16 protein-coding genes, 1 tRNA gene and 1 pseudogene are annotated in these 22,384 nt (G+C 73.1%); 9 read left to right on the top strand and 9 right to left on the bottom strand.

The window, feature by feature from the left end:
* The first annotated feature begins 259 nt into the window (after positions 1-259).
* A complete protein-coding gene (gene idi, locus OG294_RS32430) occupies positions 260-865 on the top strand; it encodes an isopentenyl-diphosphate Delta-isomerase (protein ID WP_327070115.1) in 606 nt (201 codons plus the stop codon).
* A 32-nt stretch (positions 866-897) separates the two neighbouring features.
* Here the strand turns inward: idi and OG294_RS32425 are convergent, their stop codons facing one another.
* A complete protein-coding gene (locus tag OG294_RS32425; protein ID WP_442789260.1) occupies positions 898-1,425 on the bottom strand; it encodes an ATP-binding protein in 528 nt (175 codons plus the stop codon).
* Between the two features lie 426 nt (positions 1,426-1,851).
* Here OG294_RS32425 and OG294_RS32420 point away from each other — a divergent pair.
* Positions 1,852-1,936 (top strand) — tRNA-Leu (locus OG294_RS32420).
* A 343-nt stretch (positions 1,937-2,279) separates the two neighbouring features.
* Here the strand turns inward: OG294_RS32420 and OG294_RS32415 are convergent.
* Positions 2,280-3,364 (bottom strand): annotated as a pseudogene (locus OG294_RS32415) (integrase core domain-containing protein).
* A gap of 175 nt (positions 3,365-3,539) precedes the next feature.
* Between OG294_RS32415 and OG294_RS32410 the strand changes: the two are divergent.
* The gene (locus tag OG294_RS32410; RefSeq protein WP_327070114.1) at positions 3,540-4,718 is read left to right on the top strand and encodes a serine hydrolase domain-containing protein; all 1,179 of its coding nucleotides are present in this window, start codon (positions 3,540-3,542) and stop codon (positions 4,716-4,718) included.
* Between the two features lie 60 nt (positions 4,719-4,778).
* Here OG294_RS32410 and OG294_RS32405 read toward each other — a convergent pair whose 3' ends face one another.
* Positions 4,779-5,654 (bottom strand): geranyl diphosphate 2-C-methyltransferase, encoded by an 876-nt coding sequence (locus OG294_RS32405; RefSeq protein WP_442789374.1) that lies wholly within the window; start codon positions 5,652-5,654, stop codon positions 4,779-4,781.
* A 25-nt stretch (positions 5,655-5,679) separates the two neighbouring features.
* Positions 5,680-6,909, bottom strand: coding sequence for a family 2 encapsulin nanocompartment cargo protein terpene cyclase (locus OG294_RS32400; RefSeq protein ID WP_442789259.1), 1,230 nt, complete (start codon positions 6,907-6,909; stop codon positions 5,680-5,682).
* A 598-nt stretch (positions 6,910-7,507) separates the two neighbouring features.
* On the opposite strand from OG294_RS32400, the gene OG294_RS32395 reads away from it, so the two are divergent.
* From OG294_RS32395 to cobF, 6 genes are all read left to right on the top strand, one after another.
* Entirely contained in the window at positions 7,508-11,857 is a 4,350-nt protein-coding gene (locus OG294_RS32395; RefSeq protein ID WP_327070112.1) for a hypothetical protein, read from the top strand.
* Positions 11,858-11,918: 61 nt separating this feature from the next.
* Positions 11,919-12,344 carry a hypothetical protein gene (locus OG294_RS32390; RefSeq protein ID WP_327070111.1) on the top strand — a complete coding sequence of 142 codons (426 nt, stop codon included), beginning with the start codon at positions 11,919-11,921 and terminating at the stop codon, positions 12,342-12,344.
* 56 nt (positions 12,345-12,400) lie between these two features.
* Positions 12,401-13,132 carry a nucleotide exchange factor GrpE gene (locus tag OG294_RS32385; protein WP_327070110.1) on the top strand — a complete coding sequence of 244 codons (732 nt, stop codon included), beginning with the start codon at positions 12,401-12,403 and terminating at the stop codon, positions 13,130-13,132.
* Positions 13,133-13,147: 15 nt separating this feature from the next.
* A complete protein-coding gene (locus OG294_RS32380; RefSeq protein WP_327070109.1) occupies positions 13,148-15,742 on the top strand; it encodes an Hsp70 family protein in 2,595 nt (864 codons plus the stop codon).
* A complete protein-coding gene (locus OG294_RS32375; protein ID WP_327070108.1) occupies positions 15,739-16,098 on the top strand; it encodes a hypothetical protein in 360 nt (119 codons plus the stop codon). The genes OG294_RS32380 and OG294_RS32375 overlap by 4 nt, the downstream gene beginning before the upstream one ends.
* 43 nt (positions 16,099-16,141) lie before the next feature.
* Positions 16,142-16,900, top strand: coding sequence for a precorrin-6A synthase (deacetylating) (gene cobF, locus OG294_RS32370; RefSeq protein ID WP_327070107.1), 759 nt, complete (start codon positions 16,142-16,144; stop codon positions 16,898-16,900).
* A 73-nt stretch (positions 16,901-16,973) separates the two neighbouring features.
* Here the strand turns inward: cobF and OG294_RS32365 are convergent, their stop codons facing one another.
* From OG294_RS32365 to OG294_RS32345, 5 genes are read right to left on the bottom strand one after another with little or no spacing between them, the layout of a single operon-like run.
* Positions 16,974-17,750 carry an enoyl-CoA hydratase gene (locus OG294_RS32365; RefSeq protein WP_327070106.1) on the bottom strand — a complete coding sequence of 259 codons (777 nt, stop codon included), beginning with the start codon at positions 17,748-17,750 and terminating at the stop codon, positions 16,974-16,976.
* Positions 17,747-18,637 (bottom strand): 3-hydroxyisobutyrate dehydrogenase, encoded by an 891-nt coding sequence (mmsB, locus tag OG294_RS32360; protein WP_327070105.1) that lies wholly within the window; start codon positions 18,635-18,637, stop codon positions 17,747-17,749. The genes OG294_RS32365 and mmsB overlap by 4 nt, the downstream gene beginning before the upstream one ends.
* Entirely contained in the window at positions 18,637-19,740 is a 1,104-nt protein-coding gene (locus OG294_RS32355; RefSeq protein WP_327070104.1) for an enoyl-CoA hydratase/isomerase family protein, read from the bottom strand. Before OG294_RS32355 ends, mmsB begins: the two co-directional genes overlap by 1 nt.
* A complete protein-coding gene (locus OG294_RS32350) occupies positions 19,740-20,888 on the bottom strand; it encodes an acyl-CoA dehydrogenase family protein (RefSeq protein ID WP_327071748.1) in 1,149 nt (382 codons plus the stop codon). Before OG294_RS32350 ends, OG294_RS32355 begins: the two co-directional genes overlap by 1 nt.
* Positions 20,885-22,384, bottom strand: a complete 1,500-nt coding sequence (locus tag OG294_RS32345; RefSeq protein ID WP_327070103.1) for a CoA-acylating methylmalonate-semialdehyde dehydrogenase — start codon at positions 22,382-22,384, stop codon at positions 20,885-20,887. The genes OG294_RS32350 and OG294_RS32345 overlap by 4 nt, the downstream gene beginning before the upstream one ends.

Raw genomic sequence — 22,384 nt, 5'->3', positions numbered from 1 at the left:
GTGTACGAAAATATCGACCCACTCGGACATCCGTTCTGGTCGATGCTGCTCCCCGGCTCCCCCGCACCGGTGATCCCGGGGATGGTGCGTCGAATCCGTCCCAGCACCTCGGGCATACGGCAGACTGGCACCGATGCCCTCCGTACGCGACACGGCACTGTTCGCGCCCGGGGGTGTGCTGCCGTCCGCTGGACCGGGGGGGCTCGCCCGGGTGGCGTATCCGGGTGGCGGCGCCGGTCCCCGTGCCGAAAGAGGCGCTATGCCCGAGAGTTCATCGACCAGCCTTGCCACCGACCCGGCCGGCGGGGTCGCGGAGCCCGCGGCCGCTCCCGAGATCCTGCTCGAGCTGGTGGACGACGAGGGTGCCACCATCGGCACCGCCGAGAAGCTCTGGGCCCACCAGCAGCCCGGCCACCTGCACCGGGCGTTCTCGGTCTTCCTCTTCGACCAGCAGGGCCGGCTGCTGCTGCAGCGCCGCGCGCTGAGCAAGTACCACTCCCCCGGCGTCTGGTCCAACACCTGCTGCGGCCACCCCTACCCCGGCGAGCCGCCGTTCGTGGCCGCCGCCCGGCGCACCGCCGAGGAGCTCGGCGCCGCCCCCAGCCTGCTCGGCGCGGCGGGCACCGTGCGCTACGACCTGCCGGACGAGGCCTCCGGGCTGATCGAGCGGGAGTGGAACCACCTCTTCGTCGGCCTGCTCACCGACGAGCTGCGGCCCGACCCGGAGGAGGTCGACGACACCCGCTTCGTGACGGCCCGGGAACTGAAGGAGCTCCAGCAGGAGCGGCCGTTCTCGGTCTGGTTCAACACGGTCTTCGAGGCCGCCCTGCCGGGGATCCGGGAGATCGCCGGACCGAGCTGGTAGGTCCGGGCCGATCGGCGCCCTCGTGGGGCCGTTCAACGGCTGCTCGCGCCGCTCCCCGCCCGCTCGGCGGCGGGGAGCGGCAGCGAGGCCCAGATCACCTTGCCGCCGTCGCCGGTCCGCTCCACGTCGCAGGCGCCGCCGGCCGCCAGCGCGATGCTCTTGACCAGCAGCAGCCCGCGCCCGCCGGTCTGCTCGGGATCGCTCTGCACGGCCTTGGGCCGGTGCGGGTGCCCGTCCTCCACCGCCACCCGCACCTGGCCGCGGCCGATCGACACCTCCGTGGTCACCCGGGGCGAGAGCACCGCGGCATGCGTGACGGCGTTGGTGACCAGTTCCGAGACGATCAGCAGCAGGCCGTCGGTGAGGTCCTCGTAGCACTCCCCGGCCAGCCCGCGGGCCCGTAGCAGGTCACGCACCGCGTGCCGGACCCGCGGCACCGAGGACTCCCGCGCCCCGGCGACGATCCGCCACAGCCCGTCGGCGGCCCGCTCCACCTCGACCCCGTCCGGCACCTGGACCGGCGCCACCACCGTCGAAGTCCCCGTCGTCGTCCGCTCCACGTCCAGCCACCCTTCGTCGGGCCTCGGGAGGCACCGCCGGCACCGGCCGACCATCCGGGAACGGGGTGTTCCGTTCAGGGCTCCCCTTCATGTCCGAGGCTAGGAGAGCGACCGGAATCCCCGCGCCCGGTCGAGGAACTTGCCCCTGGCAGACCGTTTCCGACCGACCATGACCACAACAGCCCACTTCCTGGCCGACTTTCCCTGCGCCTCCGGCCCACGACCGTTCATCCACCCCGACCCGCCGTCGTCGCCGGTCGCAGCCGCCCCCGCGCCCGGGACGTGGGCAGCCACCCGGACGCCCACGGGGAGCGAGAACCGCAGGTGGGCGGCGGGGACGGGTGGGTCGGAGGTACCCCGAAAGCCTGATAGTGTTCTCTCTGTCGCCGCGGGGGACAGCACGAAGAACCCCGAGGCACACACCCTGTCCGGGTGGCGGAATGGCAGACGCGCTAGCTTGAGGTGCTAGTGCCCTTTATCGGGCGTGGGGGTTCAAGTCCCCCCTCGGACACGACCCATTGGCCAACATGGTTGGCCAGGGAATGCAGGTCAGGAGCGATCCTGACCTGCATTTTGTGTTGCGGGTGATTGTACTGACAGTGCAGGCCGAGGGCGGCGTAGGTCTGCCGCTTGGTCTCGGGGTTGGCATCCTGCAGGACGTCGACCATGCTGCCAGCCCGGTTCACGAGGCCGGCGATCTGCTGTTCGGTCAGGCTCGGGGGACGTCGGGTACTGGCGACGGACCGCAGGCGTGCTTCGGCCCGGACGCGTTGAGCCTCGGCCTCGGCGATCCAGCGGGTGATGGGGGCGGTCGCACCGGGGTCCTGTCGGGCTCGGAAAGTCATCGCCGCTGGTCAGGCCGCGTACCGGTACTCGTTGATGACGCCGCCGAGGACGCGAGTGCGCAGGAGTCTGCGGCCTTCGAGGTCGTCTACGACGGTGGTCTGCTCGTGGGCGGCGGGCGGTAGCTGGTTGCGGGCACGGTGCGGCCGGTGCTCGTTGTAGTGCCGTTGATAGGCACCCAGAACCTGCCGAGCATGAGCCTCGTTCACGATCAGAACGTGGTCGAGAGCCTCGCGCCGGATGCTGCCGATCACCCGTTCACAGTGGGCATTCATCCGGGGAGCTCGCGGCGCGCTCTTGATCACGTCTATGTCGTCAGCTTCGAAGACAGCGTCGAAGGACGGTCCGTACTTGCCATCGCGGTCGCGCAGCAAGAAGCGCAGCGACTCGATACGCGTGCCCAGGTCGGCAGCGACGTTCCGCGCCTGCTGCACGGCCCAGTCCCGCGTTGGATGGGCGGTGACGCCGGTGATGTGCAGACGCCGGGTGCCGTGCTCGATGAATGCCAGCGCGTACAGCCGGCGTCCCAGCACAGTGTCGAGATGGAAGTAGTCGACGGCGATGATGCCCTCGGCCTGGTTCGTGAGGAACTCGCGCCAGGTCGGGCCAATGCGGCATGGGGCCGGGTCCATGCCTGCGGCGTGGAGGACTTCCCATAGCGTGGAGGCGGCGATCGGATGCCCGAGTCGGGCCAGCTCGCCCTGGATCCGCCGGTGTCCCCACCTCGTGATCTCCCGAGCGAGCTGCAGGATCAGTTTCTTGATCGCCGTTCGGGTCGGCGGGCGCCCGGTCCGGGTTCGCCGCGCGCTGTAGTCCCACTTCGCCGCAATGAACCTACGATGCCAGCCAGCAGCGTGCCGGGAGCGACCGGGAAGACCTCGCGCCACCGGTGACGGGGTATCAGTCCCGCCAGCGCTGCCAGCCAGAGCCGGTCCGTCGGCTCGTAGCGGACCGGCCCGGCGATCTGGCGACGCAGCACCGCGTTCCCGTGCCGAAGCACGAGCAACTCGGCATCCTTCGCGGTGTCGCGGCGCAGCAGCACCCCCGGGGCGGACAACAGCTTGCGGGTCACCGTGTACAACAGCGAGACGATCACCCGGAGATAGTGCCAGCCGAGATCGCCCTACTGCTGCCACCTGCAGCGATGACTTTCCGAGCCCCACACCGGCCGAGGGCGACGTTCCGTGGGCGGGGATGCGCGGAGGGTGGCCGAGCGGGGTGGGGTGGCCGGTCGAATCGCGCGGGGGGCGTGGAAGGTTGACGATCGACCTATGAGAGCCCTACCCACCCGCAAAGCAATCGCGGCTGCCGCGCTGGCCCTTGCCGGGCTGCTGCAGGTGGCGGCCGTACCGGCTCAGGCCGCCGCCCCCGCCCGGATGGTGCAGCAGGACCAGCCCGGCACGGAGGCGGGCAGGCTCGACAGTGCCATCCAGCAGGCGTTGCAGCAGACCGGTGTACCGGGCGCCATCGTCGGGTTGTGGCAGCCGGGGCAGCCCGACTACGTGCGTACGTTCGGCTATGCCGACTCCGCGACCAAGACGCCGATGAGCACCGACCTCCACATGCGGCTCGGCAGCGAGACCAAGACCTTCACCGCCACGGCCGTGCTCCAGCTCGTCGACCAGGGCAAGGTCGGGCTGGACGATCCGATCTCGAAGTACGTCTCCGGGGTCCCGAACGGCGACAACATCACGCTGCGTCAGCTGCTGGAGATGCGCAGCGGGCTGTTCCCGTACACCTCCGACTCGACCTTCATCAACAAGTTCCTCGCGAACCCGACCGCGCCGTGGACGCCGGAGCAGTTGGTCGCGCTCGGGTTCGCCCATCCGAACCTGTTCGCACCCGGCAGCCAGTTCCTGTACGACAACTCCAACTACATCCTGCTCGGCCTGGTGGTCGAGAAGGTGTCCGGCCAGGACCTCGCCGGCTACCTGCACGACCACGTGACCGGCCCGGCCGGGCTCAGCAACACCTACCTGGCCAGCGGCACCGCGCTCGCCGACCCGCACGCCCAGGGCTACACCGTCCAGACCCCGACCGGCCAGGAGGCCATCTCCACGAACTGGGACCCCAGTTGGGCCTGGGCGGCCGGCGCTGAGGTCTCGACGCTGAACGACCTGCACAAGTGGGCCGTCGACGTCGCCACCGGCACCCTGCTCGGCAATGCGGTCCAGGCTCAGCGGACCAACTTCATTCCCGTCAACTCCGCCAATCCGCAGGCTGGTTACGGGCTGGGCCTGGTCGACATCAGCGGCTGGATCGGACACAACGGCTCGCTCCCGGGCTACGAGAGCGTCGCCGTCTACCTGCCGTCGCAGCAGGCCACGCTGGTCGTGCTGATCAACTCCGACATCACGTACCAGGGGTACGAACCGAGCACGGTGATCGCAAAGGCCATCACCGGCATCGCGACTCCGGGCAACATCTACGACATCCCGCCGACCGGCTGACACGGCCCAGGGGCACCCCGGTCGCGGGGTGCCCCTGGGCTGCGGGCCGGGCAGGGTCGGTCAGACCCGGTCGGCGGCGATCAGCAGGTACTGGAAGGAACCGTCCCTGTAGGACGAGAGGAACGCCTCCTCGATGCCGGTGACCAGCGAGGAGGTGGCCCGCAGCTCCCAGTACGGCAGCGTGGCCGCGGTGAGGTCGATCACGGCGTTCGGGACGAGGCGGTTGTCGGCCATCGCGCGCAGGTACTCGCGGCGGGAGTGGATGTTGCACTCGAAGTGGGCGTTGATCTGCGAGACCCACTTGGAGGGCTGCCCGTAGACCGGGTTCCAGCAGCCGGTGATGGTCACGTAGCGGCCACCGACCGAGAGGATGCGCGCGTGCTCGGCGAACAGGTCGTGCAGGTCGACGTACATACTGGACTCGTTGTTCCACGAGGCGGCCGCCTGGCCGGTCTCGAACGGCATGTCCAGCATGTTGCAGACCTGGGACCGGACATAGGACTCGATGCCGAGCTGCCGGACCCGCTGGTTGGCGAAGTCCGCCTGCTTGGCCGAGAGGGTCAGGCCCTCGACCCGGCAGCCGAAGCGCTGGTGCGCCATCACCATCGAGCCGCCGCGCCCGCAGCCGGCGTCCACCAGCATGCTGTCGCGGGTGATCGCGCCCAGGTTGTCGAGCAGCACGTCGGCCTGCGCGGACTCCAGCCGGTGCAGCTCGGCGATCACCTTCTTCTCGCGCTCGCTGTCGTCGGCGGCACCCAGCGCGGCGACGTCGACGTCCCCGATCCCGTAGTGGTGGTGGTAGAGGCCGTCCACGTCGCCGAGCTTCAGGTTGACGGGGCGGGCCTCCTGGTCCCAGTAGCGGGCGATGTCGTCCTGATATGCCGTCGCGGGACCGGGGATCGCGGCTGCGGTCTCGGTGGCGGGGGTGAGATCCATCGTGGTCACTTCATCAGCTCCATCGTTACCAGAAATCGGGCAGGCTGTAGCGGTAGGTGTTGGTCTGGTGCCAGTGGTGGTTTCCGTCGATCCAGGTCGCCACGCCGCGCAGGAAGCGCAGCAGCGTCGGATCGGGATGCGTGGCAGCCAGCGCCGCCGCGGTGGCCTCGAAGGTCTGCATCAGGTCGTTGTGCACGTCGACCGCCTTCAGGTAGGCCTCGCGCTCCGAGCAGCTCTCCTGCTCCGCGATCACCACCGGCAGGTTCAGGTGCTTGCCGGGAGAGGCGAGCTCCTTGGTGTACGAGTACAGGTCGTTGACGATCGTGGTGGCGTTGGAACCGAGCGCGATGACCCGCTGCACGGCGGGCAGGGCGTGCAGGTGGGCCGGGAGTTCGTAGCCGCCGACGGTGTCGGTGATGGTGGGGCAGGGGCGGAAGTTGTTGAACTGCCGCATCGACAGGTACTCCCACGTCTGCGGGGTGTAGCCCGTCTCGGCCCAGGCGGCCTCGGCGAGGTAGCCCATGTGCAGGCGGGCCATGTCGTGCCGGAAGCGGTCCGACTGGGCGGGTGTCGCGGACCGGGTGAAGTAGTCCATGGCGGAGCGGTAGCCGCGCCGCGGGGCGTCCGAGCTCAGCGACTCCTCCCACTGGGGGTGGTACTCCTGCGTGGTGTGCAACGGATCGAGTGCCGTGTGCGCGAGCAGCAGCCGGCCGCCGAGGCCGATCGGCGAGCCGCCGTGGTCCTCGCAGTAGCAGTCGTCCAGTGCGTTCTCGGCCGCCATGAGCCGGGTGGCGATCATCAGGTGGTCGACGGTCGGGGCGTCCGGGTGGCAGGCGACCATGTACCGGCCGAGCGAGAAGCCGTCGAACTGGTCCTCCCACTCGGGCGGGTAGAGCTGGACCTCGTCCAGGGCCCAGGACTTGATCCGCCGGCTCACCTCGGCCACCCGCTCGGGGTCGGGCTCGGCGATCGGGTGGTAGTAGAGCCCGGGAATCGGGTCGCCCGGCTGGGGCGGTCCCTCGCGCTGGGGTGCCTGCGGGCTCTGCGCCGCGGACGGGGCCTGAGCTGCGGACGGGCTCTGCGCTGCGGACGGGGTCGGCGAGGAGAGGCCGTCGGCCGGTGCGCCCGCGGCCGGGAGCGCGAATTCCGGCAGCGTCGCGGCCGACGCGGAGGCGGTCCGCTGGAGCGGTTGCAGACTTGCTGTACCGATTCCGCTGGGGCCGCGCAGAATCCGTTCCAGGGGGCTGGAATTCACGACCGCACCAGCGCGAACTCACCGGTGCGCGACCGCGGTTGCGGTTGGCATGCGGTGGCCTCGGGCAACGGAGGGACGGGCTGGGAAAACCTCGTGGAATGGGCGAAGCGGCCTGACCGCAATTCACCGGGGAATCCTGTGCGGGGCATTGACTACTCCTAGATCAGAGCTGCCGACTCTTCCAGATAACTGGACCGCGAGCGCAGGCGTCAATCGCATCCCACCCAGCGCATAGGCGCGCGCTGATGGCGCACGCCCGCCGAATGACACCAGATTCATCCGTGCCGTGGCGTTATTCGTACGCCATGACGTAGTAATCAAAAATACTTTCGTCCGACGGCCGGCCGGGGCAGCGGGTCGGCGAGCGCCGCCGGCGCCCGTGCCGCCAGGGGTGCGAAGCGCCGAACCCGGCCACCTCGCACGGTCTTTGGATCGTGCCATTGTGCTGGTCCACTCGCTCGGGGCCGCCTATCCTGATGCCACTGGCAACATCATGATGGAGCGTCAGATCGCCTTTCGCCCACGGTCGTTGGTCTGACCTGCGCGGATCCGGCCGTGACTGGCGAACCGGCGGAGCTCGACGGCAAGGGGACGGTGCATGGCGCAGCTCGCACTGCTGCTGCTCGTGGTGGTGCTGGTCGGTGCGGGCGGCGCCGCGCTGGTTCGGCACAGACGCGCCTTGGACCCGGCCGCGGTGGGCCGCGCGCTCGCCAAGGCGGCGGCACAGGCCAGGGCCGGGCAACGGGAGCAGGCCCGGCGGCGGTATGCCCGGCTGGTCCGGCGGCTGGCGGCGGCACCGGAAGGGCTGCGGGCCCAGCGCGGCCTGGCCCTGCTCGGGCAGGCGGACGCCACGGCCGCGCTGGGCGATGCCCCCGCGGCACTGCCGCTCTACCGCGAGGCCTTCCCGCTCCTGCCGGAGCCGGCCTGGCAGTTGCCCAGGTGGAGCCTGCGCCAACTCGCCGGGGAGGCGGTCCGGTCCGCCGGTGGTCCGGCCGCCGATGACGGCCTGCCGCCGGTGCTCGCCTTCCTCCAGGCGACGGCGCAGGGCGCCGAGCCGGGGGCCGAGGCCGAGGCGGCGGCCGAGGCGCTGGACTGGCTGCAGCGCCGCTGCCGGGAGGGCCCGGACGCACAGCGCGAGCACGCGACGACGGCCGCCCTGGCCGCACTGCCGGGACGGGACTGGCCGGTGCTCGCCCGGACGGCGCTGCTGCACGGCGCCGGCCGCCCGCAGGAGGCCGAGGCGCTGCTGGCCGCTGCCGCGCCCGGCGGCGGCGGCGAGCTCTGGTTCCGCCGGGGTGCCCAGCTCAGCGCGCGTCAGCAGGACGCCGCGGCGGTGGCGGCCTTCGAGGAGGCGCTGCGCCGCGGGCCGGGCGAGCCCAGTCCGTGGTCCCGGGGGCCGCTGCTGCGCGCGGAGTCCCTGCTCTTCCGCGGTCTGGCCCAGCAGCAGCTCGGCGCGTTGGAGGCCGCCGAGGCCGACCTGCGGGCCGCGGTCGCCGAGGCGCCGCGCGATCCGCGGCCACGCTACGCGCTGGGGCGACTGGCCCTGCTGCGTGGCGAGGACGAGCAGGCGCGGGAGCAGTTCACAGCCGCGCTGGGCACTCAACACACGTATGCACCTGCTCGGTTGGGCCTGGCCCTGCTGCACGAGCGGGCGTCCAGGCCGGCCGATGCGGCGGCCGACTACCAGGCGGCGCTGGCCCTTTCGCCGCACTGGCGGCCGGCCCGGGTGCGGCTCGGCGCCGCGCTGCTGGCGGCCGGCCGGGGCGCGGAGGCGGAACCGCTGCTGCGCGCCGAAGCCGCGGACCGGGCGCCGGGTGACACGGGTGACGCGGGTGACATGGGTGACGGGGCGGGCGCAGGGGCGGACGGCTGGCGCAGGACCGCCGCCTTCCACCACGGTCTGGCGCTGTCCCGGGCGGGCGACCCGGCGGGGGCGCTGGCCCGCTGGGAGCCGCTGCGCGGGGTGGACCTGCTGGACCGGCTCGCCCTGGCCCGGGACCAGCTGGCCCGCCGTCAGCTCGCGGCGGACCCGGCGGCGGCCCGCGCGCTCTGGCAGCAGGCGGTCACCGACGCACCGGCCGCGCCCGGCTACCGGTCGGCGCTGCGGGAGGCCGCACTGCGCGAGGCGGCGCAGCTGCTGATCGGGCGGCGCGACCTGACGCAGGCCGCCGCGGCGCTCGCGGTGGCCGCCCCGCCACCACCGGGGACGGCCGGACCGAGCGTGGCAGGCACACCGCACCCGGCGCCGGTCCCCGCGACGGCGGCCCGGCGGACGGCAGACCGGCGGACGGCAGACCGGCGGACAGCGCGGCTGCGCGCAGCGCTCGCGCTGGCCCAGGGCGCGGCGGACGGCGTGGCCGCCCTGCTCAGCCCGGTCGACGGCCCGCGCGAGCGCTACCACCTGGCCGCCGCCGCCCTGGTGACGGGCCGCCCGGTGCAGACCGTGGCGCTGCTCGCACCGCTGGAGCCCGCACCGACGGGCGACCCCGGTACCGCCCGGCTGCGCGCGCTGCTCGCCGAACGGGCCGGCAACTGGCCCGCGGCGCTGGAGTGGCACCAGCGCTTCCTGGACAGCCCGGCGGGGCACTCCCCCGCCACCGGCCCCGCGCCTGGCGTCGTGCCAAGCTCCGCGGCGCCGCATTCGCCGTGCGGCGCCGCCGTCGACACCTCCTGCGCCCGCACGGCCACCGGCGCCTGTGGCAGCTGCGGCCGGGAGGGCTGCGCCGACCACCTGTACCGCCCCGAGCAGGCCGGCGCCGGGTCGCCGCGCTGCGCCGGCTGCGTCGGCCCGGCGCTGCGCGCGCTGCTGGACTGCGCCCGCCGCGCCGGGCTCGTGGAGCAGGCCGAGAGCGCCCTGTCCGCCTGGGCCGCCGTGCTCGGCGAGGGCAGCGCCGATCCGGTCCGCCGCGACCTCGCGCTGCTCCGCGCCGAGCGGGGCGACCTGGCGGGTGCCCTGGCCACGCTCCCGGCCGGTGCGGCCCGCGAGCGCGGTGCCGTGCTGGTGCGCAGTGCCGCCGCGGCGCTGGCGGCCGGGCAGAGCGCCCGCGCGGCCGGCGAGCTGCGCCAGGTCGTCGACCTGATGCCGGAGCATCCGCAGGCCGGCGCCGCCCTCGCGCTGCTGGCCGAGCACGAGACCCACCTGCACGCCGTCGAGGGCCGCTACCAGCAGGCCTGGGAGGGCTACCGCGCGCTGCTGCTCAAGGACCCGACGCACCCGCGGCTGCAGCACGCCCTCGGGCTGATCGGCTACCGCCTGGCCACCGCGGGTGCCGGTGGTGGCGGCACGGGCAGCGACGCCGGCCCGGACGGCACGGCGGTCGAGCAGGACGAGTCGCTCTGGCAGTGGACCATCGGCTCGCTGACCGCCGCGCTCCACCAGCCCGAGCTGTGGCACGAGGCCGCCCGCAGCACCGGGCGGGCGGCCGAGGCCGAGCGCACGGCCGCCGCCCGCGCCGCACTCATCGACCGGCTCCGCGAGGACCTGCGCCTGCTCGACCGCGCGCACGGCCGCAGCGGCGACGAGGTGGCCGCGTGGACCGTCCGGCTCGGCATGGAGGCCCACAGCGCCGAGGCCTTCGCCCAGGAGGAGGAACTGCGGATATCCGCACCGAGCGGCGACAGCCGCCGGCTGATCCTCGGCCCGACGCTGGCCGGGCTGCTGGAGGGCGCTTCGACGGGCCCCGAACTCCTCGACTGGCAGCGGGGGTTCGCACGCGCTGTGCAGCCCTGGCGGCGGCCGGGTCCGTTCGGCGTGCACCCGGTGACCCAGGCGCTCGGACTCTTCGGCGCCCTCGGCCCGCACCGCTACCTGCTGCTCCAGGGGCGGCACGCGGCAGCCGTCGCCGCGCTCGACGCGATACCCGGGCCCGAGCGGGACGAGGCCTGGCGCGAGCTGCTCCGGGAGGCGCTGACCAGCCAGGCCACCGAGCACCACCGCCAGCAGGACTGGCGCGAGGCGCTGGCCTGCCTGACCCGGGCGCGGCAGCTGGACGACGCCCCCACCCCGCCGGCCCTGGCCGAGATCGCCGCCGACTGCGGCCTGCGCGCCGCTCGCGCCCTGCTCAAGGAGACCGGCGACGACCAGGCGGGCGCGGTGGCCCTGCTGGAGCAGGCCCGGGCGCTGGCCCCCGAGCACGCGGAGGTGCGCAGCAACCTGGGTGCCGCCTACGCCCAGCTGGCCCGGAAGATCAGCAACGAGGACAAGGAGTTCACCCGCGCGCTGGCCCTGCTGCGCCAGGCGATCGAGCTGGCTCCGCAGGATCCGACCGCCCGGCACTTCCTGGCAGCTGCGCTGGGCAACCGGGCCCGTGAACTCAGCGCCCCCGGGCCGGAGCAGAGCCTGGTGACGGCGGTGGGGCTGTGGCAGGAGCTGATCGCCCTGGAGCCGCAGGAGAAGGAGCACCGGCTCGGCCTCGCCCACGTGCTGGGGCTGCTGGCCCGTACCGCCGCGCTGGCCGAGGACCGCGTGCAGGCCGTCGGCCGGATGACCGCCGCGCTGCAGGCCGATCCGGACTGGAACGGCAACACCGCCCGGGAGGCCCCGCGCCGGCTCGCGGTGCTGCTGGCCAACACCCTGGAGGAGTACCGGGACCGCCCGTTCCGGGAGCGGTCCGCGCTGCTGCAGCTGGCCCGTTCCTACGACGACTCGGTCGAGCTGCGCGGGTTGATGCTCGCCGTCTGGCGCAGCGAGGCGGCGGACCACTTCGGCGCCAAGCGCTTCCAGGACGCCACCACGCTGCTGGAGGAGGCACTGAAGCTGGCGCCCAACCCGGTGGCGGCCGGCAAGGTGCGCGAGGAGCTGGGCATCGTCTGCGGCGCGCACGCCGTCCGCCAGGCGAACATGCGCCAACTCCGGCAGGCCAGAAGCCTGATCGCACAGGCCGTGCAGTACGACCCAAAAGACCGGAACCTGCGCAACCTCCAGCGGCGGATCAACTCGCTGCGCTGATCCGCCCGTTCCCGCATCCACCCGCAAGGCCCGTCCACACCAGGGAGACGAGACCGCCACCATGCCGCTGCACGAACCGTCGCCGTACGAGGTCCTGGGTGTCCCGCTCAGCGCCGGCGTACGCGAGATCAACCTCGCCGTGGGACCGGCGGTCAAGCGGGGCCGCTTCACCCGCCAGCAGATCCAGGAGGCGGCGGCCCTGCTGCGCAACCCGGACCGGCGGCTGGAGTTGGACGTCCAGCAGGTGCTGCCGCCCGACCCGGTGTCGGGCGTCGCCGAGTTGCTGGCCCCGGCCCTGGCCGAGCCGCTGCTGGTGATCGACCGGCCGCCACTGCCGAGCGCCGAGTCGCTTCTGGTGCTGCACCGTGCGGAGTTGGCGGCGGACTTCGCGGAGCCGCCGCCGGCCGGCGTGGACCCGGAGCCGCCCGTCCCCGCGCGCTTCGCCGCCGACCTGTCGGTGCTGCCGCCGATCGAGATCCCGGAGTGAGCGGCATGACGACGCCCCAGACGCACGAGACTCACAAGACGCCACAGACGCCACAGATGCCACAGACGCACGAGCCGCACGAGCCGCCACTGACGCCTGTGCCGGGCGAGCCCCTGGCGGTGCCGCAGCGGGCGCTGGAGGTCGATCTGGCCCAGGCGTTCAGCCAGTTGCTCTACCGCTGCTCGCTGCTGCAACGGCTGCGGGGTGAGGAGGCGCGGGCCGCCCGGGAGGCGCAACAGGAGCTGCTCGGGCTGCTGGTCGAGGTGGACGACGCGCTGGTGGCGCTGTCGCAAGACCGGGAGTCGGTGCTGCCGGGGCGGCGCGCGGGGATCGACGCCACCCGCCGCCGGCTGCTGGGGAAGCTGGCCAAGGCGGGCGTGCGCCCGATGCGGCTGGACGGGCTGGCGGCGGACCCGGCGCTGGCCGAGATCGTGGGCGGCGAGCCGCGGGCCGACGTGCCACCGGAGACGGTGGTCCAGACGGTGGTCACCGGCTTCTTCTGGCAGGACGAGGTGCTCCGCCGGGCGCAGGTGGTGGTCGCCACCACCCCCGCCACCACCCCCGAGACCGTCCCCGACACCACCGACGCGACCGCGGCCCCCTGGGCTGGGCCGGCCCCCGAAGCCGCACCGCCCACGGAACCGCTCACGGACGCCGCCCCGCCCACGGACACCGAGCCGCCCGCGCTCCCCACGGCCGGCCCCCCGAAGAGCGCTCCCCGCAAGGCCCGGACGCAAGCCCGCGGGACTCGTAAGGCCAAGGCCCGGCGCGGGCGACGCAAGCGATAGTCAGAGGGGAACGACATGTACCGCACGCTCGGGATCGACCTGGGGACCACCAACTCCGTGGTGGCCCATCTCCGCCGTGGCGAACCGGAGATCCTCTTCAACCGGCAGAACCAGGAGGCCACCCCCTCCGTGGTCGGCCGGGGCCGGCGCGGCGAGCTGCTGGTCGGCTCCACCGCCCGCGGGCGTCTGGCGCTGGACGGCGAGAACGTGATCCGCTCGGTCAAGCGCTTCATGGGCCGCAAGTTCCGCGACCCACAAGTGCAGGCAGCCCTCGACGAGTTGGACTACAAGGTCACCGCCGGCACCGACGGCGACGTCAACGTCTGGTTCGACGGCCGTTCCTACACCCCGATCGAGATCTCCGCGATCATCCTGCGCCGGCTCAAGGAGGACGCCGAGCAGCGCCTCGGCGAACCGTTCCACCGGGCCGTCATCACCGTCCCCGCCTACTTCGGCGAGCGTCAGGTCGCCGCCACCCAGGAGGCCGGCCGGCTGGCGGGCCTGCACGTGCTGCGGGTCATCAACGAGCCCACCGCGGCCGCCCTCGCCTACGGGATGACCGGCGAGGCCGGGGACGAGGCCCGTACCGTGCTCGTCTACGACCTGGGCGGCGGCACCTTCGACATCTCCATCCTGCTGCTGGTGCCCGGCTCGGTCTCGGTGCTCGGCATCGAGGGCGACAACCTGCTCGGCGGTGACGACTTCGACCGCGCCATCACCAGCGCGCTGCTGGCGGACATCCGCGCCGAGCACGGCAGCGACTACCAGCCCGACCGCCGGGACCGGCCCCGGATCGCCGCCGCCGCCGAGGTGGTCAAGATCGAGCTGTCCGACCAGGAAGCCTCGGAGGTGGTCCTGCCCGGCCTCGGCGCGGGCCAGTTGGTCCTGGAGACGGTCTTCGAGCGCTCCCGCTTCGAGGAGTTGATCAGGGGCCGGATCGAGCGCACGATCGAGCTGACCCGGAAGGCCATCATGCAGGCCAACCTCACCGTCGGGGACATCGACGAGGTACTGCTGGTCGGCGGCTCGACCTCGATCCCGCTGGTGGCACGGCGGTTGGGCGAGGTCTTCGGCCACCAGCGGATCCGCCGCGGGGTCAACCCGATGCAGTGCGTGGCACTGGGCGCGGCCGTGCAGTCCGCGCTGGTCGCCGAGGTGGAGTGCGCGGAGTGCCGCGCCCCGGGCGACCTGGCCGCCTCGGCCTGTGCCAACTGCGCCGCCTCGCTGCTCGGCGGCCCCCGCCTCTCCTGCCCGGGGTGCCGTCTTCCGGTGGACGCCGCGGCCGAGGCCTGCCCCAAGTGCGGCCACCGGCCGGTCGCCGAGGCCGCCGACGCCGGGACCACCCCTGCCGGCGGATCCGCCGGCGCCACCAGCGCACCGACCGCGACGACGGCTGCCCCCGCCCCCGCCGCACCGGCCCACGGCTGCCCGCGCTGCGGCACCCCGGCCGCCCCCGGCGCCACCAGCTGCGAGCTGTGCGGGATGTCGCTGACCGGCGCCGCCGGTGGCACCAGCGCGGCCGAGGACGTGGGACTGCGCTGCGCGAGCTGCGGCACCGTCAACCCTCCCGGCACCGAAGTCTGCTCCTCCTGCGGCGAGTTGATGCAGGTCACCGACCCCTTCGACATCACCCCGAAGAACCTGGGCATCGAGCTCAACGACGGCCGGCTGGCCGTCATCATCCCCAAGAACACCAGCTATCCGACCACCTCGCCGGTCAGCCGCGAGTTCGTGGTCTCCGGCAGTGGCCGCCAGCGCCTGGAGGTCGCGGTCTACGAGGGCGAGCACGAGACCGCCCAGCAGAACGAGTTGATCGGCCACCTCTCCCTGCGGCTGCCCGGCGGCCTGGGCGGACGCACCCCGGTGGACGTCTCCTTCGGCCTGGACCGGGACCGCACCATCACCCTCTCGGTGCGGATCCAGGGCGGCGAGCAGAAGACCGTCAAGCTGGAGCGGGTCACCCTCGACCCCGAGCTCAAGGTGCAGGTGGAGGACCAGCAGCGGCAGATCGAGAGCTTCACCGACCGCTGGGGCGAGGAGCTCACCGAGGCCGAACTGCGCGAGGCCAGGCAGCTGATGGACACGCTGGACGACATGGCCGCGGGCCAGACCAGGGGCCGGTCGGTGGACGCGGCACTGGAGCGGGCCCAGTTCCAGCTCCAGGCGCAGCGCTGGGTGCGCGGCTCGGAGGCGTACCTGAGCCTGTTCATCCACTACTGCGAGAAGCACCTGGACCCCAGTGACCTGGTGCGGCTGCGCGCGGTGGCCGCGCGGCTGCGCGACCGGCGCGAGGCAGCGGACTGGGAGGGCGCGGTGGCCGCGGCCTCGGAGGCGGACGAGCTGTGCGCCTCGCTCGGGCACACCTTCCGGATGCTGACCATGTGCAATGTCTACGTCAGCCAGAGCCTGGTCTCCCCCGCTCTGGCCCAGCGGATCCTGGCCGAGCTGCGCGGGCTGGACGAGGCGGTCGAGTCGGCCAACATGGCCGCTGCCAACCGGCACAACTCGGCCCTGCTGCTGCTCTACACCGAGGCGCAGCGGGAGTTGGGCGACGAGCCGGCACCGGAGTCGCTCGGCCCGGTCCGCCCCGAGGAGGCCGGCCCCCGATGAGCACCGCCGCCAACCCGCCGGACCTGCCGCCCATCGAGGTGCCCTGCCCGCAGTGCGCGGTCCCGGCGGACCAGGAGAGCCTGCGCTGCCCGTCCTGCCGCGAGGACCTGGCCGTCCTGGTCCGGCTGCGCTACGCCGGCCGGATCGACTACAACGAGGCCCTCGCGCAGCTGCGCGGCGGTGACGCCCCGGCGGCGCAGGTCCTGCTCCGCCGCGCCCTGACCACCGAGCCGGACCTGCGCCCGGCGCTGGCCCTGCTCGCCGACCTGACCGGCGCCCGCGTCGCGCCGGCCGCCCGCACCGAAGCGGCCGACCACACCGATGCGGCCGCCCGCACCGAAGCGGCCGACCGGTGACCCGCCGTCGGCGCCCGGCGGCCTGACGGGCACAATCACCGGTATGCGGCACATCCTCATCATCGGCATCGGCGCGGGCGACCCCGACCACCTGACGCTGCAGGCGGTCAAGGCCATCGCCCGCACCGACGTCTTCTTCATCCTGGACAAGAACGAGCAGCGCCAGGACCTCATCCAGCTGCGGCGCCAACTGCTCGCCGACCACGCGCGGCCCGGCCACCGGGTGGTCGAGGTGCCGGACGCCGAGCGCGACCGCCGCACGCCCGCCTACACCGAGGCGGTGGACGACTGGCGCCGGCGCCGGGCCGACCTGGTCGAGGAGTTGATGGCCGAGCACCTGGGCCCGGAGCAGACCGGCGCGTTCCTGGTCTGGGGCGACCCGAGCCTGTACGACAGCGTGATCGCGGTGGTCGAGCAGGTGCGCGAGCGGGCCGGGGCGGACTTCGACTACGAGGTGATCCCCGGCATCAGCAGCATCTCGGTGCTGGCCGCCCGCCACCGCACCACCCTGACCCGGGTCGGCCGCGCGGTGCAGGTCACCACCGGGCGTCGGCTCGCCCAGGGGTTCCCCGAGGGGGTGGACGACGTGGTGGTGATGCTGGACGGACGCGCCGCGTTCACCGAGATCGATCCGCAGGGCCTGGAGATCTTCTACGGCGCCTACCTGGGCACGCCCGACGAGATCCTCGCCGCGGGCCCGCTCGCCGAGACCGCCGAGCGCATCCGCGAGGTGCGCGACGAGGCCCGGCAGCGCAAGGGCTGGATCATGGACAGCTACCTGCTGCGCCGCAGCACCGACTGACAGCGGGACCACGAAACGGGTCGGCCGCCCTCCGGAGCGGAGGGCGGCCGACCCGCACGGGGTGCACCAGAGATCAGCGGTGGGTGAAGGACGCCGGCCGCTTCTCGACGAAGGCCGCCATCCCCTCCTTCTGGTCCGCCGTGGCGAAGGTGGCGTGGAAGAGCCGGCGCTCGAACCGGACGCCCTCGGCGAGCGTGGTCTCGAAGGCCCGGTTGACGCTCTCCTTCAGCATCAGCACGGCCGGCGCCGACATCCCGGCCACCGTCTCGGCCACGGCCAGCGCCTCGCCGAGCAGGTCGCCGGCGGGCACCACCCGGGAGACCAGGCCGGAGCGCTCGGCCTCCTCGGCGTCCATCATCCGCCCGGTCAGGCACAGGTCCATCGCCTTGGCCTTGCCGATCGCCCGGGTCAGCCGCTGCGAGCCGCCGATGCCCGGGATCACGCCGAGCTTGATCTCCGGCTGGCCGAACTTCGCGGTGTCCGCGGCGAGCAGGACGTCGCAGAGCATCGCCAGCTCGCAGCCGCCGCCCAGCGCGTAGCCGGCCACCGCCGCGACGATCGGCTTGCGCACCCGGCCCAGCTCGTCCCAGGCGGTGAACCAGTCGCTCAGGTAGGCCTCGGCGAACTCCAGCGCCTGCATCTCCTTGATGTCGGCGCCGGCCGCGAAGGCCTTGGCCGAGCCGGTGACCAGCAGGCAGCCGATCTCCGGGTCGCGGTCGAACTCCTTGGCCGCCGCGACGAACTCGTTCATCAGCTGGGTGTTGAGCGCGTTGAGCGCCTTGGGCCGGTTGAGCGTGATCAGACCGACCCGGCCCTTGCGCTCGACCAGGATGGTCTCGTACTCGGTCACTGACCGTCCTTCCGAAGGGTGGTGACGATCGCCGAGAAGTCCAGGGCGGCGCCCTGGCCCTCGGCGAACTGGGCGAACAGCTCGGCGGCCTTCAGGCCGAGTTCGGCCGGCACGCCGCCGGCCCGGGCGGCGTTGGCGGCCAGCCCCAGGTCCTTGGCCATCAGCGCGGCGGCGAAGCCCGCCGCGTAGTCGCGGTTGGCCGGGCTGGCCGGGACCGGGCCGGGGACCGGGCAGTTGGTGGTCAGCGCCCAGCACTGGCCGGAGGCGGTGGAGGCCACGTCGAACAGCGCCTGGTTGCTCAGGCCCAGGCTCTCGCCCAGCACGAAGGCCTCGCTGACCGCGATCATCGAGATGCCGAGGATCATGTTGTTGCAGATCTTCGCGGCCTGCCCGGAGCCGGCCGGACCGCAGTGGACCACCTTGCGGCCCATCGCCGCCAGCACCGGCTGCACGGTGGCGAAGTCGTCCTCGCCCGCGCCGACCATGAAGGTCAGCGTGGCACCGGTGGCGCCGACCACGCCGCCGGAGACCGGCGCGTCCACCGCGCGGTGGCCGGCCGCCACCGCCAGGGCGTTCGCGGCCCGGGCGTCGGCGACGTCGATGGTGGAGCAGTCCACGAAGAGGGTGCCGGGGCGGGCCGCGGCCAGCAGGCCGCCGTCGTAGGCGGCCAGCACGTGCCGGCCGGCCGGCAGCATGGTGATCACCAGGTCGGCCTCGGCCACCGCCTCGGCGGCCGAGGCCGCCGTCAGCACCCCGGCGGCGGCCGCCGCCTCCAGCGCCTGCGGAGCCAGGTCGAAACCGGTCACCCGGTGTCCGGCCTTGACCAGGTTGGCGGCCATCGGCCCACCCATGTTGCCCAGCCCGACGAATCCGATCGCGAGGGTCATCAGCGCTCCTGGGGTGTAGTGGTGGCAAGGCCGAGCTCGCGCTCGCCGAGCGGGGCGAAGAAGCGCGCCACGGCCTCGTCGGTGACGTCCGCCAGGGTCGGCGGGTCCCAGCGGGGGTTGCGGTCCTTGTCGATCACCTGGGCCCGGATGCCCTCGGCCAGGTCGGGCCCGGCCAGCGCGGCGCAGGAGGTGCGGAACTCCTGGTCCAGCACCTCCTCCAGGGTGTCCAGCGAGCGGGCCCGGCGCAGCGCCGCCAGCGTGGCCTTGACGGCGGTCGGCGACTTGGCGGCGATCTGCTCGGCGGCCTCCTTGGCCGCCTGGCGGCCGTCGGCGGCCAGCCGCCGCAGGATCTCCTCGACGGTGTCGGCGGCGTAGCACGCGTCGATCCAGTCGAGCTGCTCGGCGAGCACGCCCTGCGGCGCGGTGCCGGTGTGCTTGGCCAGCGCCTGCGGTACCGGCAGCTCGGCCAGGTCGGCGATCAGCAGCGGCAGCCGCTCGGCGGGCAGGTAGTGGTCGGCCAGCCCGCACAGCAGCGCGTCACCGGCGCCCACCGTGCCCGCGGTGAGGGCGATGTGGGTGCCGAGCTCGCCGCGGGAGCGGGACAGCAGGTAGATCCCGCCGACGTCCGGCACGAAGCCGATCCCGGTCTCCGGCATCGCCACCTTGGTCCGCTCGGTGACGATGCGCACGCTGCCGTGCGCGGAGACCCCGACCCCGCCGCCCATCACGATGCCGTCCATCACGGCGACGTACGGCTTGGGGTAGCGGGCGATCCGGGCGTTGAGGTGGTACTCGTCGCGCCAGAAGTCCTCGGCCAGCTGCGGCTCGCCGCTCACCGCGGCCTGCCGGATGGCACGGATGTCGCCGCCGGCGCACAGCCCGCGCTCGCCCGCCCCGGTGATCAGCACCGCGGACACCCGGTCGTCGAGCTCCCAGGCGTCCAGTGCCCCGGCGATCCGCCGCACCATGTCATGGGTGAGGGCGTTGAGCGCCCTGGGCCGGTTGAGGACGATGTGGCCCAGGCGCCCCTCGCGGCGCAGCAGGACCTCCTGCTCCTCGTCCGAGACGGCCGCCACGTTCGCGTTCAGGTCGGACTGGCTCATCAGGCGGCCCCGATCAGGCCGCGGGCCACGATGACACGCATGATCTCGTTGGTCCCTTCCAGGATCTGATGCACCCGCAGGTCGCGGACGATCTTCTCCAGACCGTACTCGGCCAGGTAGCCGTATCCGCCGTGCAGTTGCAGAGCGGCGTTGGCCACCTCGAAGCCGGTGTCGGTGACATGGCGCTTGGCCATGGCGCACAGCTGCGGTGCGCGCGGGTCCTTGTGGTCCAGCGCCCCCGCCGCGCGCCAGAGCAGCGCCCGGGCGGCCTCCAGCTCGATGGCCATGTCGGCCAGCCGGAACTGCAGCGCCTGCGCGTCCAGCAGCCGTGCCCCGAAGGCCTGGCGGTCCTTGAGGTACCGGGTGGCCCGTTCCAGGGCCTCCTGGGCGCCGCCCAGCGAGCAGGAGGCGATGCCGAGGCGTCCGCCGTTGAGCCCGCTCATCGCGATCCGGAAGCCGCCGCCCTCCTCGCCGAGCAGCCGGTCGGCGGGCAGCCGGACGCCCTCCAGGACGACCTGGCGGGTGGGCTGGGCGTTCCAGCCCATCTTGTGCTCGTTGGGCCCGAACGACAGGCCCGCGTCCTCGCGGTCCACCAGGAACGCGGAGATCCCGCCGGGGCCGGGCCCGCCGGTGCGCGCCATCACGACGTACACCTGCGAGGCGCCGGCGCCGGAGATGAACTGCTTGACGCCGTCCAGCACCCAGCCGTCGCCGTCGCGCACCGCGCGGGTGCTCAGCGCGGCGGCGTCCGAGCCGGCGCCGGGCTCGGTGAGGCAGTAGCTGGCCAGGTGCTCCATCGAGCAGAGCCCGGGCAGCCACCGCTCGCGCTGCTGCTCGCTGCCGTACTGGTCGACCATCCAGGCGACCATGTTGTGGATCGAGAGGTAGGCGGCGATCGAGGGGCAGCCGGTGGAGAGCGCCTCGAAGATCAGCACCCCGTCCTGCCGGGTGAGCGCGGAGCCGCCGAACTTCTCGCCGACGTACACCCCGCCCAGGCCCAGGCCCGCCGCCTTGCGCAGCACGTCCACCGGGAAGTGCTTCTTCTGGTCCCACTCCACCGCGTGCGGAGCCAGGTGCTCGCGGGCGAACTCCCGCGTGGTCTCCGCGATGGCGAGCTGGTCCTCGCTCAGGTCGTGCACGGCGCTCAGTCCATCGTGGGGATGCTGAAGCTCGCGCTCTCCTTGACCCCGGAGGGCCAGCGCGAGGTGACGGTGCGGGTGCGGGTGTAGAAGCGGATCGAGTCCGGGCCGTGCTGGTTGAGGTCGCCGAAGCCGGAGCGCTTCCAGCCGCCGAAGGTGTGGTAGGCGATCGGCACCGGGATCGGCACGTTGACGCCGACCATGCCGGTGTTGACCCGGCGGGAGAAGTCGCGGGCGGTGTCGCCGTCGCGGGTGAAGATCGCCACGCCGTTGCCGAACTCGTGCTCGCTGGGCAGCCGCAGCGCCTCCTCGTAGTCCGCGGCGCGGACCACGGTGAGCACCGGGCCGAAGATCTCCTCGCGGTAGATCCGCATGTCGGTGGTGACGCGGTCGAAGAGCGAGGCGCCCAGGAAGTAGCCCTCCTCGTGGCCGGCGAGCTTGAAGTCGCGGCCGTCCACCAGCAGTTCGGCACCCTCCTCGACGCCGATGCCGATGTAGTCGCGGACCCGGTCCAGCGCGTCGCGCCCGACCAGCGGGCCGAAGTCGGCCTTCGGGTCGTCGGAGCGGCCCACCTTCAGGGTGGCGATCCGCTCCCGGAGCTTGGCGACCAGCTTGTCGGCGGTCTCCTCGCCCACCGGGACGGCCACCGAGATCGCCATGCAGCGCTCGCCCGCCGAGCCGTAGCCGGCGCCCACCAGTGCCTCCACGGCCTGGTCGAGGTCGGCGTCCGGCATGATGATCATGTGGTTCTTGGCGCCGCCGAAGCACTGGGCGCGCTTGCCGTGGGCCGCGGCGGTGGCGTAGACGTGGGCGGCGATCGGGGTGGAGCCGACGAAGCCGAGGGCCTGCACCCGCGGGTCCTCCAGCAGGGTGTCCACCGCCTCCTTGCCGCCGTTGACGACGTTGAGCACGCCGGCCGGCAGCCCGGCCTCCAGGAACAGCTCGGCCAGCCGCAGCGGCACCGAGGGGTCGCGCTCGGAGGGCTTGAGGATGAAGGCGTTGCCGCAGGCGATGGCAGGCGCGGCCTTCCAGAGCGGGATCATCGCGGGGAAGTTGAACGGCGTGATGCCGGCCACCACGCCCAGCGGCTGGCGCATCGAGTAGACGTCGATGCCGGTGCCGGCGTTGTCGGTGAACTCGCCCTTGAGCAGGTGCGGGATGCCGGCGGCGAACTCCACGACCTCCAGGCCGCGCTGCACGTCGCCGTCGGCGTCGGCGATGGTCTTGCCGTGCTCGGCGGAGAGCATCCGGGCCAGCGCATCGCGCTCGCCCTCGACCAGCTGCAGGAATCGCATCAGGACCCGGGCCCGGCGCTGCGGGTTGAAGGCGGCCCACTCGCGCTGGGCGCGCTCGGCGTCCACGATGGCGGCCTCGACCTCGGCACGATTGGCCAGCGGCACCCGGGCCTGGACCTGGCCGGTGTTGGGGTCGTAGACGTCTCCGAAGGCACCCGAGGTACCCGGGACGTGCTTGCCCCCGATGAAATGCGTCAGTTCACGGACCAT

Source organism: Kitasatospora sp. NBC_01302 (assembly GCF_035976515.1).
GTDB lineage: Bacteria > Actinomycetota > Actinomycetes > Streptomycetales > Streptomycetaceae > Kitasatospora.
Note: the sequence above shows the minus strand (reverse complement) of the source record. Positions and strands in the feature narration are given on the sequence as shown.

Bases quoted from the DNA above. Each gene is read 5' to 3' on its own strand.
- OG294_RS32345 (WP_327070103.1), bottom strand. From the start codon at position 22,384: ATGGTCCGTGAACTGACGCATTTCATCGGGGGCAAGCACGTCCCGGGT.
- mmsB (WP_327070105.1), bottom strand. From the start codon at position 18,637: ATGACCCTCGCGATCGGATTCGTCGGGCTGGGCAACATGGGTGGGCCG.
- OG294_RS32405 (WP_442789374.1), bottom strand. From the start codon at position 5,654: ATGGATCTCACCCCCGCCACCGAGACCGCAGCCGCGATCCCCGGTCCC.
- idi (WP_327070115.1), top strand. From the start codon at position 260: ATGCCCGAGAGTTCATCGACCAGCCTTGCCACCGACCCGGCCGGCGGG.
- OG294_RS32410 (WP_327070114.1), top strand. From the start codon at position 3,540: ATGAGAGCCCTACCCACCCGCAAAGCAATCGCGGCTGCCGCGCTGGCC.
- OG294_RS32355 (WP_327070104.1), bottom strand. From the start codon at position 19,740: ATGAGCCAGTCCGACCTGAACGCGAACGTGGCGGCCGTCTCGGACGAG.
- OG294_RS32375 (WP_327070108.1), top strand. From the start codon at position 15,739: ATGAGCACCGCCGCCAACCCGCCGGACCTGCCGCCCATCGAGGTGCCC.
- OG294_RS32380 (WP_327070109.1), top strand. From the start codon at position 13,148: ATGTACCGCACGCTCGGGATCGACCTGGGGACCACCAACTCCGTGGTG.
- OG294_RS32390 (WP_327070111.1), top strand. From the start codon at position 11,919: ATGCCGCTGCACGAACCGTCGCCGTACGAGGTCCTGGGTGTCCCGCTC.
- OG294_RS32395 (WP_327070112.1), top strand. From the start codon at position 7,508: ATGGCGCAGCTCGCACTGCTGCTGCTCGTGGTGGTGCTGGTCGGTGCG.
- cobF (WP_327070107.1), top strand. From the start codon at position 16,142: ATGCGGCACATCCTCATCATCGGCATCGGCGCGGGCGACCCCGACCAC.
- OG294_RS32385 (WP_327070110.1), top strand. From the start codon at position 12,401: ATGCCACAGACGCACGAGCCGCACGAGCCGCCACTGACGCCTGTGCCG.